Raw genomic sequence first — 13869 nt, forward strand, 5'->3', positions numbered from 1 at the left:
ACGCTGGTGACGTTCCCGGTGCTCGTCGCGCTCGGGTTCCCGCCGGTCACCGCGACGACGTCGAACGCGATCGGGCTGGTCACCGGCAGCATCACCGGCGCCTACGGCTACCGGCACGAAGTGCGGGAGGCCCGGGTGCGGGTGACCCGCGCGGCCGTGTTCTCCGCCGTCGGCGCGGTCTGCGGCACGGCGCTGCTCCTGTCGCTCCCGCCCGACGCGTTCGAGAGCATCGTGCCGTTCCTGGTCGGGCTCGCCCTGGTCCTCGTCGTCGTGCAGCCGGTGATCACGCGCCGGCTGCGGCAGCGCGGCCCCGTCCGGCCGCGGCCGTGGCTGCTGTACCCGCTGATCTTCGCGGTCGGGATCTACGGCGGCTACTTCACCGCCGCCCAGGGGATCCTCCTGATCGGCGTCATGGGGCTCCTCGTGGACGACACACTGCAGCACCTCAACGGGGTCAAGAACGCCCTCGCCGCCGTCGTGAACCTCGTGGCGGGGGCCGTCTACGCCGTCGTCGCCCCGGTGAGCTGGCCGGTCGTGGGGATCCTCGCGGTCAGCTCCGTAGTGGGCGGCCTGCTCGGCGCGCGGATCGGGCGACGGCTCCCGCCCACGGTGCTGCGCGGGGTGATCGTCGTCATCGGGGTCGCGGCGATCGTCGACCTGCTCCTCACCTGAACAGATCCACGAAAGGGCGCGGACCGCGATCGCGGCCGAGATCCGCGACAGCGAGCGACCACACGTCGCCGACATCGACCCCGAGGCGTTCGAGCGCGGCGACGGCGGCGCAGTCCGGATCACCGGCCACAGCCGCGAGCAGGTGGTCCGCGCCCACGACCAGGTCGCCGCGCGCGTCGGCCAGGCGGCGCGCCTCGGCCAGGGCCGCGATCGCCCGGCGGCTGAAGGGCGGGGACTCCGCCTCCGGCGCCGGGTGGGAACGCGGGAGCAGCGCACGCAGGTCGTCGGGGTCGACGGGCTCCAGCGGTCCGCGACCGGACTCCCGTTCCTCGCGGGCGAGCCCGAGCAGCAGGTGCTCCGTCCCGAGGGCGGGCGCGGCGAGGGCCATGGCCTCGCGGCGGGCGAGCTGGACGGCCCGGGTGAATCGGGCGGTCTGGCGGTGGGTCAGGCGCATACCCGCAGCGTCATCCGGACGAGGGGCCTGCCACCTCGGGGCGATCCCCGAAGTTCCTCCGGGTCGGCGGCGCGCACACCACCGGTGACGATGAGTACCCCTTACCGGTAGTAGCGGATACACATTGTTGGTATTACCGTAGGTCGCACGTACAGCGACGGAGGTGCACGGTGGGCGCTCGCGCGCAGCAGGACTACGGATTCTTCGGTCCCGACTCGGTGACCTGGAAGGTCTGGGGCTATCCGACCTCGATCGTGCTGGGGTTCCTCCGCGCGGTCGTCATCGAGGAGCTCGACCCCTATCTCGTCGCCTCGGTGGACCAGTCGGGGCAGGTCAAGCAGCGACCCAAGCTGCGCTACGACCGGACGATGCAGTACTTCGCGACGGTGAAGTTCGGCGACGCCGAGTCGGTGCTGCGGGCCTCGGACACCCTCATGAAGATCCATACCCGCGCCGTCGGGCACGACCCGGTCACCGGCGGGCGCTACGACGCCAACGACCCGTCCTCGCAGCTCTGGATCCACCTGACCGCCTGGCACTCGATCCTCTACACCTATGAGATCTTCGGCCCGGGGAAGCTCACCGAGGCCGAGGAGGCGCAGTACTGGAACGAGTGCGCGCGGGCCGCCGAGTTCCAGACGATCGACCCGGCCGACGTCCCCCGCACCCGCGAGGGCATCCGCGCCTACTTCGCGGCCTACCGCCCGCGGCTGGCCGGCTCCGAGGTCGCGCAGGACATGATGGATTTCCTGCTCGACGCGAGCACGACCGTGCTGCCCGAGCGCATGCCCACGCCGATCCGCGTGGTGTTCAACGCCGTCGCCCGCCGCGCGGTCATCGCCACCCTGCCGCGGTGGATGCGCAAGCTCGGCGCCACCACGCAGTCCGGCCTCACCGACCGGGTCGCGGTCGCGCTCACCCGCCCCGTCGTGCGGGCGGCCGCCGCCAGCACGTGGGTCCAGCTGTGGGCGCTGCGTCTGGCCAGCCCGCGTACCGCGCCGATCCTCGAGCCGGTGCTGCGCCGCACCCCGCCGATGCACCCGGTCGTCCGCGAGCCCGCCGAGGCCCGTGCGGAGTACGGCGTCACCGACCCGCGGGTGCAGTACGCCGCGATCCTGGCCGAGCGGGAGCGCCAGTCCGGCCCGGCGCCCTACCCGAAGCACCACGCCGAGGAGCTGCTGCCTTTCCCCGCGTGACGTCCTCGGGTCCCCGGGTCCGCGCCGCCCGGGGACCCGACGACGTCGGGGCCCGACTCAGACGCGACGGCGGTGGCGACCGCCGACGAGCTGGTGGGCGCCGGCCGCGCCCGCCACGGCCGCCGTCGTGAGGAGGCCGTACCAGAGGGCCTCGCTCCCGCCGTCGGCGTCGTTCGGGCCGTCGACCGTCGCCACCGCGCCCACCGGGGCGGTCGCGGCGACGGTCGTGCCTGCGGTGGTGCTCGCGGTGTCCCCCGTGTCCGGGGCCGCGGACGCCAGGCCGACGAGGGGCCCGGCCCCGAGCGTCAGGACAGCGGCGCCGGAGAGCGCGACACGGCCTGCGATCGCGGAACGGGCCGGACGGACGCGGCGGTGCACACGATGAGCGGACACAGGTATCCCCCGAGAGCTGCGGTGTCGAATCGAGCGGCTCCGTGAGCCGGCGCCGTGGGGCTGCCGGGGGGCCGACCTGCCTGGGATGTCGTCGACGGCGCCCTGTGCGTTATCGAGTCTTGACGTGGCTACCCGAACGGGTGACAGCCCGTGACGACCCACGGTGTCGGACGCCCGGCCACAACACCGGGAAAGGCCCGGAGAGTCGCCGTCTACAGTCCCGGGCGGGGCTCGTCGAGCGGACCCCGGTCGACGACGCGATCACACGGAGGTTGGACGGCGATGAAGGGGATCGTGCTGGCGGGGGGCAGCGGGACCCGGCTGCACCCGGTGACCCGAGCGGTCTCCAAGCAGCTGCTGCCGGTCTACGACAAGCCGATGATCTACTACCCGATCTCGGTGCTCATGATCGCCGGCATCCGCGACATCCTGATCATCTCGACGCCGGTCGACCTGCCCGCGTTCCGGCGGCTGCTCGGCGACGGCCACGAGCTGGGCCTGAACTTCTCCTACGCCGAGCAGCCCGAGCCCAACGGCCTGGCCGAGGCCTTCCGCATCGGCGCCGACCACATCGGTGACGACACCGCGGCCCTCGTGCTCGGCGACAACATCTTCCACGGCCAGGGCTTCTCGACGATCCTGCAGCGCGCCGTCGCCCAGGTGGAGTCCGACAAGGGCGCCACCCTGTTCGGCTACCCCGTCGGCGACCCGGAGCGCTACGGCGTCGGCGAGGCCGACGACACCGGCCGCCTGATCTCCATCGAAGAGAAACCGGTGAAGCCCCGGTCCAACCGGGCGATCACCGGGCTCTACCTCTACGACAACGACGTCGTCTCCCTGGCCTCCGACCTCGAGCCCTCCCCCCGCGGGGAACTCGAGATCACCGACCTCAACCTCGCCTACATGCGACGCGGCGACGCCCGCCTGGTCGACCTCGGGCGCGGCTTCGCCTGGCTCGACACCGGCACCCACGAGTCGATGCTCGAGGCCGGCCAGTACGTCGCCGTGCTCGAGCACCGCCAGGGCGTGCGGATCGCCTGCCTCGAGGAGATCTCCCTGCGCGAGGGTTGGATCACCCCCGACGACATGCTGCGCCTCGGCCGGGCCCAGGCGAAGTCCCGCTACGGCGAGTACGTCATGGACGTCGCCCACCGCGCGGGCGCGTCCGGGTAGGAGGGCTAGCGGGGCGGCCCGGTGCAGTGCACCGGGCGGGCGTGCCCCGGGTCGAGGGCGTTGAGCACCACCTGGGCGTTGACCGGGTCGAACGCCACCTCGACGTGCTCGCTGGCGTCGGCCGGGCACAGATCCTGGAGCACGACGTTGTGCGCCCCCTCGAGCTCGCCGCTGGTGTAGGGCTGGACCAGCTCGTCGTTGCGCGTCATGACCATCGTGTAGTCGACGCCGCGGACCGCGGGCGTGCCTCCCGAGCTCATCTTCTGCAGGAACGGTGAGCCGCGCAGGAACTCCCGGCAGGAGGCGCACAGCGGGGCCAGCGCCGCTCCGTACACCGGGGCGATCCCGAGGTGCCTCGCGATGGTGTCGAGGTCGGACGCGCCGAGCAGGCGGGTGCCGTCCCACAGCGGCGTCATGCCGACGTAGCGGTCGACGACCTCGTCGCCGCCGAGGAACTTCACGTAGTAGTTCGGCATGAGGCTGCCCTCGGAGTGGCCGACGATGTCGACCTTGCCCGCCCCGGTGGCGCCGCGGACCCGTCCGACGAACGCCTTCAGCTCCTGGGCGCTGCGCTCCATCGGCTCCAGCCCGCCGACCTGGCTCAGCGGCGGCGGCGCGAGCGGGTTGCGCCCGTAGGTCAGCGAGAAGACGCAGTACCCCTGCTTCGCGAGGATCGGCGCCAGATAGCCCCAGTTGTCGGCCTGGTTGGCAGCCAGCCCGTGCACGAGGACCACCGGATTCGGATGGGCCCGGCCCGGCCGGCACGACCAGTCGTTCGACCCCGGCGGGGGCGGATCGATCGGGTTCGGCGGGGGCGCGGCGGAGCGCTGGGTGGACGCCGCCTGGGCCGGCGCGGGCGCGGCCGTGGCCACCCACGGCGCCGAGAGCATCGCCACGACGACCGCCGCGCCGACGAGAACGGACCAGCGACGCCGGGCCATGGCGTTTCCTCCGGATTCGGACGGGTTCGTCGTGGGCGCAACGACGCCCGTCGTCCGTGAGGTACGCGTGTGGGGGTGTAGACCCGTCGGCATGCCCGCCCGTGACTTCGTCGGCCACGCCCGCACCGTGCCCCTCGAGCGCTGGCCGGACGGCTCGCTCGTCGCGGTCAACGTCGTCGTCAACGTGGAGGAGGGCGCGGAGGCCGCGTGGCCCGACGGCGAGGGCAACGACAGCTGGGGCGAGTACGCGCTGCCGATCGACCCGGCGGTCCGGGATCTCGGCACCGAGGGCCACTACGAGTTCGGGGCCCGCGTCGGGATCTGGCGGCTGGTCCGGCTGTTCGAGCGGTTCGCCGTGCCGGTGACCTTCGGCGTCTGCGCCCGGGCCCTGGAACGCAATCCGCCCTTCGCGGCGTGGCTGCGCCAGAGCGGGCACGACGTCCTGGGCCACGGCTACCGGTGGGCCGAGGTCACGCACATGACCGAGCAGCAGGAGCGCGAGGACCTCGACCACGCAATGCGGGTGCTGCCCGGCCTGGTCGGCCGGCCGGTCCGCGGCTGGTATGTCCGGTCCTTCCCGTCGGAGCGCACCCGCCGGCTCGCCGCGGCCCACCCGGACCTGACCTACGACAGCGACGCGGTCAACGACGAGCTGCCCTACTGGACCGAGGTCGACGGCGCCCCGTGGCTCGTCGTGCCGTACTCGAAGGTCCACAACGACACCCGGTACTTCCTCGCGCCGACCTACGCGACGCCGCGGCACTTCGCCGAGACGCTGATCGGCGCGGCCGGGTTCCTGCTCGACGAGGCCCGCCACGGCGCCGGGGCGCGGCTGATGACGGTCGGGCTCCATCCCCGGTGGAGCGGGCAGGCGGCGCGGGCGACCGCGGTCCGCGACTTCCTCGAGCACGTGGCGGGGCAGCCGGAGATCTCACTCGTGCACCGGCAGCAGGTCGCCGACTGGTGGACCGAGCACGTCCCGCCGTGACGACGCTGCGGGCGGGTCAGCCGGCGTCGGACTCGGCGATGCCCTTGATGGCCTGCAGCGTCGCGCGCATGTTCGCGCGGTTGGTGCGGCCCCGGGCGCGGCCGGCGACGGCCCAGTAGAGCTTGGTGCCGAGGCTCGGGGTGAGCCGGAAGGACTCGGTGACGTCGGTGCCGTCGCCCGCGGGGTCGAACCGGTAGTGCCAGTTGTTCACCGAGCGGCCCCCGGCCAGGACCTCGAACCCGAACTCGCGGTCCTGCTCGGAGGCGGTGACGCGGCAGACCGTCCAGTACGTCGGCCCGCGGCCGTTGCGCTTCACGTGCCCGCGGAAGCGTGCACCCACGGCCGGGCCGGTGGCGCCGTCGAGCCACTCCGCCTCGAACGTCTCCTCGCTGTAGCGGTGGGTCTGCGTGACGTCGGCGACCAGCGCCCACACCGTCGCCGGGGGTGCCGCGACGTGCTCGGTCACCGTGTCCTGCATCGGCCCGCTCCTCTGCTCCGTCCGGCTGACGCGACACCGTCCCACGGGACGACGATGGAGACATGTTGAGCACCGAGGACGTCCTCGCCATCCAGGCGCTGCTCGCGGACTACGGGCACGTCCTCGACGACCACGACTGGGACCGGGCGCACGAGGTGTTCGCCGAGGACTTGGTCTTCGAGCGCGGCGACGGCCGCCCCGACCTGATTCGACCGGCCGGCTCCGAGTGGAGTCCCACGGCGGCCCCGGCGACCCCGGAGGTCCACTCGGCGGGCGGCGGACACATGGGTCCGACCCGGTCGTCGGTCGCGGCTCAGAGGGCGTCGAGGTCGAGCGCGACCATCGCGCCCAGATCGAGCTCTGCCGATCCGCGCTGCTCGCTGACCGCCTCGAGCACGCCGTCGATCAGCCGGAACTCGGTCAGCACGGCCGGCGGCCCCGGATCGGCGATCAGGTAGTGGCCGATCCCGGCGTCGGAGTACTCCGCGCGCTTGGTGATCCGGTCCGTTCGCCGCGAACCGGGCGAGAGGACCTCCACGACGGCGAGGACGTCGGCCGGGTCGAGGCGGGACCGGCCGTCGACGGCTTCCGCGCGGACGACCGCGACGTCGGGGACGCGCACCGTCGGCGGGTCCGCGGCATCGACCGTCAGCTCGACCTCGGGCACCGCACGCCACGCCGGGCGCAACGCCGCGTCGAGCGCGGCCATCAGCTGGCCGCCCACGAGCTGGTGGCGCGAGGACGGCCGCGGAGACACCTGCAGGACCCCCTCCGCCAGCTCCACCCGGCGCAGCTCGACCGGGGTGAGCCCGTCCCACTCGGCGAGGGTCAGCAGGTGGTCGGGCCAGGCACGGATCGTCGCCACGCTCACCTCCTTTCGACGGGGCCGATCGTCGCACGGTTCCATCGGGCCTCGGCCATGTCGACGGAGGCCTGATCAGGGAGTCGGTGCAGGCCAGGACGGGGAACCGCTCGCCGCGCAGTCACTCCCTCGTCCCGCCGCGACGTGGCCGGCCATGGCGAGCACCCGGTCCCAGACGTCGTCGGGTACCGGCGCCCCGGTCCGCACGAACGAGGCGCGCAGGGCGGGCCACGTCGCGGTCACCGGATCGGCGCGCAGCTCGGCCAACGGCACCGGGCGCTCGAAGCGTTCGAGCACCTCGGCCTCGCAGTTCCAGGGCCGGTCGGGCACGTCCTCGTACGTCGCGTCGGACGTGGCGCGGAACAGGTAGGCGACGTCCTTGGCCCGCCGCGAGCGGTAGAGCACCGCGAGATCCCCGCGCCGGGTGTCGCGGTGGCAGGCCCAGCGCATCGCGGGAGCGCCGGGGGTCAGCTTCGGGTGCTCGTGCCCGTCGTCGTCGAGATGACAGTCCGGGCCCACGACCCACACCCAGTGTCCGACCACGCCGTCGACCATGCCACGAGTCAGATCGAGCACCCGGACCGCCGCACCTGGCGGGCCGGACCCGAGGCGGGCTGGCTCCTCCCGCGGTCGGCGCTGCTCGCCGATCTGTGGTCGACGGGCTGATCACGGGAGGCGCTCCTCGACCGGCGCCAGCCCGAACGGGACGTGCGGCTCGGCCTGGTACCAGTACGCGACCGAGGACCAGTCGTCGCTGCGCCGGTTCGCGTGCCCGTGCTCGATCGTCACGCGGATCGACCGCTCGAACACCACCGGGTCCTCGACGTGGAAGCGGTAGAGCGAGACCGGCCCACGCCAGTTCCGGCCGCCCGGCAGGGTCACCCCGTGGTAGGGCGCCGAGTAGGACTGCGTCGGGCACCAGGCGGTGTTGACGTAGTCCTCGGTGCCGGTGCCGTGCAGCGTCGGGGGCCACTCGTCGCCGTCGATGAAGATCATGTCGTCGCCCTCGCCGTACCAGTTCCACCGCCACCGGCGGCGCGGGCGGACGTTCAGCACGCAGCCCACGTAATGCCCGTGACCCACGGCCTCGAGGATCGTGTAGTTGTCATCGCCTGTCAGGTTCGACCCGCCGAACTGGAAGCGCGCGTTCGACCACCCCGCCCTGACACCTCGTGTCGGGTTCTCCCGGCGCCACTGGGCGTGGAACCGGCCGATGTCGTCACCGACCTCGTCGAGCTCCTCGTGGTCGACGTAGAAGTACGCCCAGAGGTGTTCGGGCGCCTCGTTGACGAGCTCGATCCGCGCGCCGGTCCCGAACGGCATCGCGAACCAGCAGTTCAGCGCCTTGCCGTCCTCCGGGCTCATCTGGAGCGGCAGCGAGACGAAGTTCGTGGTCCGGCCGTGCCCCACACCGAAGAAGTCCCCGAGCGGCACGTCCACGCTCGGGTGCTCCTCGCCGTCCCACCACATCCGGAGGACGAGCCACCGCAACAGGTCGTCCCGGCGCCGTCCGGGCGTCGCGACCGTCATCCAGAGGTGGGTGACGACGCCGGCCCCGGCCACGTCGAGCAGGGTCACCGACCCACCGGGCGCGACGTGCGCGCGGTCGTCGTTCCCGCCGCTGCGGTCCCACGACGATTCCCGACGACGACGGGTGCGCCGCAGACGCGGCAGGTCGCGCAGGCTCGAGCCGTGGGGGCCGTAGTCGACGGTCATATCCCTGACTTCCCGAAAAAGACGGAACCGATCGGCCACCGCGGACCTCCAAGCCCACGACCCAGCACAGCGGTACGAGGGCCACCACGGAGGAGCGATGACGAAGACCAGGAGCGCACGGCGGAAGCGCAAGGCGCCCGCGTCGGGCCGGCACACACCGATGCGCGCACCGGGGACCCTGACGGTGCAGCTGCTCCCCCAGTTGCTCGCCGAAGGGCTGCTGCCCCGAGCCCGCGTCACCGAGGTGCTGGAGGTGGTCCCGGCGGTCTACGCCGGTGTCCTGCACGACGCCGGGCCGTTCCACGGCTCGCCCGCGCCGAACCACTGGTGGGTCGACGAGTTCGGATGTCTCGACGCGCGGGGCACCGTTACGGCCGTCCCGATCGACCCGGCGGCCGGGTGCACGTGCCGGATCGACGTCCTGGACGCCTCCGGGTGGCTCGCCCCGGTGAACTGGGCGGGCACCGAGCCACCCGAGGGCGACGGCCCGCTGCACGTCGAGGGCTCGCTGTACCTCGACCCGATGCTCGATGCCGGCTCGGAGCACGGCGAGGCCGTCGCGCTCTGCCGCCGCCGGTTCCGGGTCGCCGCGCTCCGGCGCTACCGGCGCACGGCCGACCGTCCGCTCGGACCGGTGCCCCTGGGCCGGGTCCCGGCCCCCGCCGAGACCTCGCACGACGCGGTGTACGTCGCCGACCTCCTGCCCGAACCCGACGAGCACGCCGTGACGGGGAATGCGTCGTGAGCGCGGACGCGTGCACCCACGGCAGCTGGACGACCCGGGCGCAGGCCCGCGTCCGGGAGGTGACGACGGTGCAGCTCCAGCCGCAGCACCTGCGGTCCGGTCGTCTGCCCGCGGTCGCGATCGGGGAGGTGCTCGAGGTCGCGCCGGTCCTCTACCTGGCGGAGATCGAGGACGTGGGGTGCCGGCCGTCCCTCGCCTGGGAGGCCGGTCCCTTCGGGATCGTGGGCGCCTGCGGCGTCATCGGCGACCCCCGGGTCTTCGGGGAGGAGGAGGACGGACCCGTCGGCGTCGAGATCCTCGAAGTGGGGGACCGCGAGGTCGTCGTCAACAGCGCCGGGCTCGAGGGGGTCGATCACCTCGAGCCCGGGCGCCGGGTGTGGGTCGAGGGGTCGTTCTACCTCGACGTCGACCTGGTCGAGGCCGACGAGCGCCTCCCGATCCCGATGCGCGGTCGGTACCGCCTCGCCGCGGTGCGTCGCTACCGCGCCCGCTTGCCGCGACCTCCCCGGCCGGAGCCGCTGCGCCGCATCCCGGCGCCCGACGACGTCGACCCGGACGTCTTCCTCCACGTCGCGGACCTCGTCGGGCCCGCGCGGGATCAGCCGTGACGCGCCATCTCCTGCAGGCGGGCGATCCGATCCGACAGGGGCGGGTGGGTGGAGAAGAGCTTCGACATCCCCTCGCCCGCCCGGAACGGGTTGGCGATCATCAGATGGGACTGCGAGACGAGCGCGGGCTCGGGCGGCAGCGGGGTGGCCTGCGTGCCGTACTGCAGCTTGTGGAGCGCGGAGGCGAGCGCGAGCGGGTCGTGCGTCAGCGTCGCGCCGCTCGCGTCGGCCTGGTACTCGCGGGTGCGGCTCACGGCCATCTGCACGATCCCGGCCGCCAGCGGTCCGAGGAGGGCCAGCAGGATCGTCGCGAGGAAGTTCCGGTTGCCGCCGAAGAGCTGCGCCCCGATCACCAGGTAGGTGACGACGCTCGACAGCGCACCCGCGACCGAGGAGATGAGGATGTCGCGGTTGTAGACGTGCGAGAGCTCGTGCCCGAGGACCCCGCGCAGCTCGCGCTCGTCGAGCAGCCGCAGGATGCCGGTGGTCGCGCACACGGCAGCGTGGCGCGGGCTGCGCCCGGTGGCGAAGGCGTTGGGCGCGTCCGTGGGGCTCACGTAGAGCCGCGGCATCGGCTGGTGGGCGGCGGAGGCCAGCTCCCGCACGATCCGGTACATGCCGGGCTGCTCGGCCTCGGTGACCGGCACGGCGTGCATGGCCCGCAGGGCGATCTTCTCGGAGAAGAAGTAGGAGTAGCCGTTGACGCCGAGCGCGATGAGCAGGGCGATCAGCAGGCCCGCGCGCCCGAACAGCGAGCCGATGACCAGGATGAACGCACTCAGCGCCCCGAGGAGCAGGGCGGTCTTCAGCCCGTTGCGCACCGTGGATCCCTTTCGTCGTGGCCTGGGAGGGCTCTCCCGGCTCGCCCGCCCGACTCAACGTGCGGGACGGGCGCCGGAGTTCCGGGCCCCGGTTCAGCCCCGGGTGCGGACCCGATCCGACAACGCCCCGATCGCCTCGAGGTCCTCGGGGCGGGCGTGCCGCGTGAAGTGCTCGATGTCGACGTGCACGAACAGGGCACGGGCGGTGCCCGCCAGCGTTCCGTCCTCGGTGTCGAGCCGGGCCTCGCCGCTCACGAAGTACTTGCGGCGCAGGACGCCGTCGAGACGCGCCCGCAGCCACAGCGTGGTCCCGACCGGGACCGGCGCCCGGAAGTCGGTCCCCAGCCGCGCGGTCACGCAGACCCCGCCGACCAGCGGTGCCACCGACCCCAGGCACTCGTCGAAGGCGGCCATGAGGAAGCCGCCGTGGATCAGTCCCGGTCCGCCCTGCATGTCGTCGGTGACGAGCATCCGGCTGCGTACCGCCACGCCGAGACCCGCGTGTCCGCCCTCCCCGCGCTCGTCGTCGACCCACGACTCGACCCCGATCCCGCCCGGGACGTCCGCGCAGCCCCGGCAGGCCGGGTTGTGCGCGGGGATGCGCTCCCCGACGCCCGGCGCCTGCGGGTCGCGGGAAGGGAGGGTCGCGTCGGCGGGGACGTCGAGGGAGCGGGCGGACGCCTGGGTCATGAGCGCACGCTAACCGTCTTGGGCAGGATGTCCGGCGTGGCAGAGAGCACTGAAGGTCCCGCCGTCGTCGTCGAGCACATCGCCCCGGACAGCGCCTCGGAGGAAGGCGGGGTCACCGCGCTGCTGACGCTGCGGGACCCGCGTCGGCGCAACGCGATGTCCCGTGCGCTCTCCGATCGCCTGGTCGAGGCCCTCGAGGCGGTCATCGCCGACGACCGGGTGCACGCGGTCGTCGTCACCGGGGCGGCCGATCGTGGACCGGCGTTCTGCGCCGGTGGTGACCTCGACGAACTGGCCGCGATCGGCGAGATGGCGGGTGACGAGGGCGAGCCGGCCATCAAGGCGGTCTACGCGGGCTTCCTCGCCCTGGCGGCGTGCCCGCTGCCGACGATCGCCGCCGTCGACGGGCCCGCCGTCGGGGCGGGCATCAACGTCGCGCTCGCGGCCGACATCCGGCTCGCCGGGGACACCGCGCGCTTCGAGCCGGGCTTCCTGCGCCTGGGCCTGCATCCCGGGGGCGGGATGACGTGGATGACCCAGCGGCTGGTCGGGCAACAGGCCACCCTCGCGATGCTGCTCACCGGTGAGGGCCTGGACGCCGCCGCGGCCGAGCGGAGCGGGCTGGCCCTGCGCCGGGTGGGCGGCGAGATGCCCGCGGCGCCGGTCGGCGACGACGGTGCCGCGGTGCGCTCCCCGGTCGTCGTCGAGGCGCTCCGGATGGCGGCGCACTCCGCGCGGGCCCCGCGTGACCTCGTCGTCGCGACCAAGGCCAGCGTGCGGGCGACGGCGGGGCTCGCGGAGCAGAGCGCGGCCGTCGACGTCGAGGTCGGACCCCAGCTGGAGTCGCTGCACTCGCCCGCCTTCCGGGCGGGTCTCGAGCGGGTCCGGCGGCGCGCCTGACCTCTCCGACGGGGCTTGTTCGGTCAAGTGTGCTGTGACCCGCGGCGGGTGACGCGCTGCGCCGATCGGCACACGGTTAACGTGGGACACAGGTGGTGCCTTCCGGCGTCCGGGTGATTCCGGGTCGTGCGCAGCGGCCCGGAGCACGGGCTCCGAGCAGGAGGCGCCCGGACTCCGCGGAAGGATTGGGATCGCTCGATGAGCACTGACACCGAGGTCGGGGCAGGGCTCCCGGATCACCTGGTGGCACACGGCGAGATCCGGAAGACCGAGGTCAAGCAGACCCACCGGGTGGTGATCCGGTTCGCGGGTGACTCCGGCGACGGGATGCAGCTCACCGGGGACCGGTTCACCTCGGAGGCGGCGGCGTTCGGCAACGACCTGGCGACGCTGCCGAACTTCCCGGCCGAGATCCGGGCTCCTGCCGGGACCCTGCCCGGGGTGTCGAGCTTCCAGCTGCACTTCGCGGACTACGACATCCTCACCCCCGGGGACCGCCCGGACGTGCTGGTGGCGATGAACCCGGCCGCACTGAAGTCGAACCTCGAGGACCTGCGCCACGGCGGGGTCCTGATCGTGAACACCGACGAGTTCACCAAGCGGAGCCTGACGAAGGTCGGCTACGCGTCGAACCCGCTCGAGGACGACTCGCTGGCGCCCTATCAGGTGCACGAGGTGGCGATGGCCACGCTGACCCGAACGGCGCTCGAGCCGACCGGCATGTCGAAGAAGGACGCCGAGCGTGCGAAGAACATGTTCGCGCTCGGGCTGCTGTCGTGGATGTACCACCGCGGTACCGAGTCCACCGAGCAGTTCCTGCGCGAGAAGTTCGCCAAGAAGCCGGAACTGGCCGAGGCGAACGTCCTGGCGTTCCGGACCGGCTGGAACTACGGCGAGACCACCGAGTCGTTCGCGGTGACCTACGAGGTCGCCCCCGCAGCGCTGCCCACCGGCACCTACCGCCAGATCACCGGCAACCTCGCGCTGGCCTACGGCGTCGTCGCCGCGGGTCAGCTGTCGAAGCTGCCGGTGTTCCTCGGGACGTACCCGATCACCCCGGCCTCCGACGTGCTCCACGAGCTCTCGAAGCACAAGGGCATGGGCGTGACCACGTTCCAGGCCGAGGACGAGATCGCCGGCATCGGCGCCGCGCTCGGTGCGGCGTTCGGCGGGGCGCTCGGGGTCACCTCGACGTCGGGGCCCGGCGTGGCGCTGAAGTCGGAGACCATCGG

At 73.1% G+C, this 13869-nt stretch carries 17 protein-coding genes and 1 pseudogene; 9 read left to right on the forward strand and 9 right to left on the reverse strand.

The genetic code is table 11. From position 1 onward, the window contains the following. The coding region (locus VGI02_RS03045; RefSeq protein ID WP_331625775.1) for a sulfite exporter TauE/SafE family protein at positions 1-672 on the forward strand (672 nt) is incomplete at its 5' end. On the opposite strand, the gene VGI02_RS03050 is transcribed toward VGI02_RS03045, so the two are convergent. Then, complete coding sequence (locus VGI02_RS03050) at positions 665-1126, reverse strand: Clp protease N-terminal domain-containing protein (protein WP_331625776.1); 462 nt, start codon at positions 1124-1126, stop codon at positions 665-667. The genes VGI02_RS03045 and VGI02_RS03050 overlap by 8 nt on opposite strands. Before the next feature lie 170 nt (positions 1127-1296). Here VGI02_RS03050 and VGI02_RS03055 point away from each other — a divergent pair, with 170 nt between their 5' ends. After that, positions 1297-2322 carry an oxygenase MpaB family protein gene (locus VGI02_RS03055; RefSeq protein ID WP_331625777.1) on the forward strand — a complete coding sequence of 342 codons (1026 nt, stop codon included), beginning with the start codon at positions 1297-1299 and terminating at the stop codon, positions 2320-2322. A 57-nt stretch (positions 2323-2379) separates the two neighbouring features. On the opposite strand, the gene VGI02_RS03060 is transcribed toward VGI02_RS03055, so the two are convergent. After that, the gene (locus tag VGI02_RS03060) at positions 2380-2715 is read right to left on the reverse strand and encodes a hypothetical protein (RefSeq protein WP_331625778.1); all 336 of its coding nucleotides are present in this window, start codon (positions 2713-2715) and stop codon (positions 2380-2382) included. 282 nt (positions 2716-2997) lie between these two features. On the opposite strand from VGI02_RS03060, the gene rfbA reads away from it, so the two are divergent. After that, positions 2998-3888 (forward strand): glucose-1-phosphate thymidylyltransferase RfbA, encoded by an 891-nt coding sequence (gene rfbA, locus VGI02_RS03065; RefSeq protein WP_331625779.1) that lies wholly within the window; start codon positions 2998-3000, stop codon positions 3886-3888. A 5-nt stretch (positions 3889-3893) separates the two neighbouring features. On the opposite strand, the gene VGI02_RS03070 is transcribed toward rfbA, so the two are convergent. Beyond that, positions 3894-4829, reverse strand: coding sequence for an esterase/lipase family protein (locus VGI02_RS03070; RefSeq protein WP_331625780.1), 936 nt, complete (start codon positions 4827-4829; stop codon positions 3894-3896). Between the two features lie 91 nt (positions 4830-4920). Between VGI02_RS03070 and VGI02_RS03075 the strand changes: the two genes are divergently transcribed. Further along, positions 4921-5817: a polysaccharide deacetylase family protein gene (locus VGI02_RS03075; protein WP_331625781.1), complete on the forward strand. Its 897-nt coding sequence runs from the start codon at positions 4921-4923 to the stop codon at positions 5815-5817. A 16-nt stretch (positions 5818-5833) separates the two neighbouring features. Here the strand turns inward: VGI02_RS03075 and VGI02_RS03080 are convergent, their stop codons facing one another. Next, positions 5834-6295 carry an SRPBCC family protein gene (locus VGI02_RS03080; protein WP_331625782.1) on the reverse strand — a complete coding sequence of 154 codons (462 nt, stop codon included), beginning with the start codon at positions 6293-6295 and terminating at the stop codon, positions 5834-5836. A 62-nt stretch (positions 6296-6357) separates the two neighbouring features. On the opposite strand from VGI02_RS03080, the pseudogene VGI02_RS29075 reads away from it, so the two are divergent. After that, positions 6358-6477: pseudogene (locus tag VGI02_RS29075) on the forward strand (nuclear transport factor 2 family protein); the annotation flags it as partial. A 131-nt stretch (positions 6478-6608) separates the two neighbouring features. On the opposite strand, the gene VGI02_RS03085 reads toward VGI02_RS29075, so the two are convergent. The 3 genes from VGI02_RS03085 to VGI02_RS03095 form a co-directional block, all read right to left on the reverse strand. After that, positions 6609-7160 (reverse strand): Uma2 family endonuclease, encoded by a 552-nt coding sequence (locus VGI02_RS03085; RefSeq protein WP_331625783.1) that lies wholly within the window; start codon positions 7158-7160, stop codon positions 6609-6611. A gap of 72 nt (positions 7161-7232) precedes the next feature. After that, positions 7233-7733 (reverse strand): EVE domain-containing protein, encoded by a 501-nt coding sequence (locus VGI02_RS03090; RefSeq protein ID WP_331625784.1) that lies wholly within the window; start codon positions 7731-7733, stop codon positions 7233-7235. Between the two features lie 90 nt (positions 7734-7823). Then, positions 7824-8873, reverse strand: coding sequence for a glycoside hydrolase family 172 protein (locus VGI02_RS03095; protein WP_331625785.1), 1050 nt, complete (start codon positions 8871-8873; stop codon positions 7824-7826). A gap of 97 nt (positions 8874-8970) precedes the next feature. Here VGI02_RS03095 and VGI02_RS03100 point away from each other — a divergent pair, with 97 nt between their 5' ends. After that, complete coding sequence (locus tag VGI02_RS03100) at positions 8971-9618, forward strand: hypothetical protein (RefSeq protein ID WP_331625786.1); 648 nt, start codon at positions 8971-8973, stop codon at positions 9616-9618. Further along, entirely contained in the window at positions 9615-10226 is a 612-nt protein-coding gene (locus VGI02_RS03105; protein WP_331625787.1) for a hypothetical protein, read from the forward strand. Before VGI02_RS03100 ends, VGI02_RS03105 begins: the two co-directional genes overlap by 4 nt. Here the strand turns inward: VGI02_RS03105 and htpX are convergent. Continuing rightward, complete coding sequence (htpX, locus tag VGI02_RS03110) at positions 10217-11047, reverse strand: zinc metalloprotease HtpX (RefSeq protein WP_331625788.1); 831 nt, start codon at positions 11045-11047, stop codon at positions 10217-10219. The genes VGI02_RS03105 and htpX overlap by 10 nt on opposite strands. Before the next feature lie 93 nt (positions 11048-11140). Then, on the reverse strand, positions 11141-11737 hold the full coding sequence (locus VGI02_RS03115) for a PaaI family thioesterase (RefSeq protein ID WP_331625789.1): 597 nt from the start codon (positions 11735-11737) through the stop codon (positions 11141-11143). A 27-nt stretch (positions 11738-11764) separates the two neighbouring features. Here VGI02_RS03115 and VGI02_RS03120 point away from each other — a divergent pair, with 27 nt between their 5' ends. Together VGI02_RS03120 and VGI02_RS03125 are read left to right on the forward strand one after the other, a co-directional pair. Next, positions 11765-12637 (forward strand): enoyl-CoA hydratase-related protein, encoded by an 873-nt coding sequence (locus VGI02_RS03120; protein WP_331625791.1) that lies wholly within the window; start codon positions 11765-11767, stop codon positions 12635-12637. 198 nt (positions 12638-12835) lie between these two features. Then, positions 12836-13869: 2-oxoacid:acceptor oxidoreductase family protein (locus VGI02_RS03125; RefSeq protein WP_331625790.1), on the forward strand; the 1034-nt coding region annotated here is incomplete at its 3' end.

Source organism: Actinomycetospora sp., from assembly GCF_036497245.1.
Lineage (GTDB): Bacteria > Actinomycetota > Actinomycetes > Mycobacteriales > Pseudonocardiaceae > Actinomycetospora.

Bases quoted from the DNA above. Each gene is read 5' to 3' on its own strand.
- rfbA (WP_331625779.1), top strand. From the start codon at position 2,998: ATGAAGGGGATCGTGCTGGCGGGGGGCAGCGGGACCCGGCTGCACCCG.
- VGI02_RS03115 (WP_331625789.1), bottom strand. From the start codon at position 11,737: ATGACCCAGGCGTCCGCCCGCTCCCTCGACGTCCCCGCCGACGCGACC.
- VGI02_RS03075 (WP_331625781.1), top strand. From the start codon at position 4,921: ATGCCCGCCCGTGACTTCGTCGGCCACGCCCGCACCGTGCCCCTCGAG.
- VGI02_RS03070 (WP_331625780.1), bottom strand. From the start codon at position 4,829: ATGGCCCGGCGTCGCTGGTCCGTTCTCGTCGGCGCGGCGGTCGTCGTG.
- VGI02_RS03100 (WP_331625786.1), top strand. From the start codon at position 8,971: ATGACGAAGACCAGGAGCGCACGGCGGAAGCGCAAGGCGCCCGCGTCG.
- VGI02_RS03120 (WP_331625791.1), top strand. From the start codon at position 11,765: ATGTCCGGCGTGGCAGAGAGCACTGAAGGTCCCGCCGTCGTCGTCGAG.
- VGI02_RS03050 (WP_331625776.1), bottom strand. From the start codon at position 1,126: ATGCGCCTGACCCACCGCCAGACCGCCCGATTCACCCGGGCCGTCCAG.
- VGI02_RS03080 (WP_331625782.1), bottom strand. From the start codon at position 6,295: ATGCAGGACACGGTGACCGAGCACGTCGCGGCACCCCCGGCGACGGTG.
- VGI02_RS03095 (WP_331625785.1), bottom strand. From the start codon at position 8,873: ATGACCGTCGACTACGGCCCCCACGGCTCGAGCCTGCGCGACCTGCCG.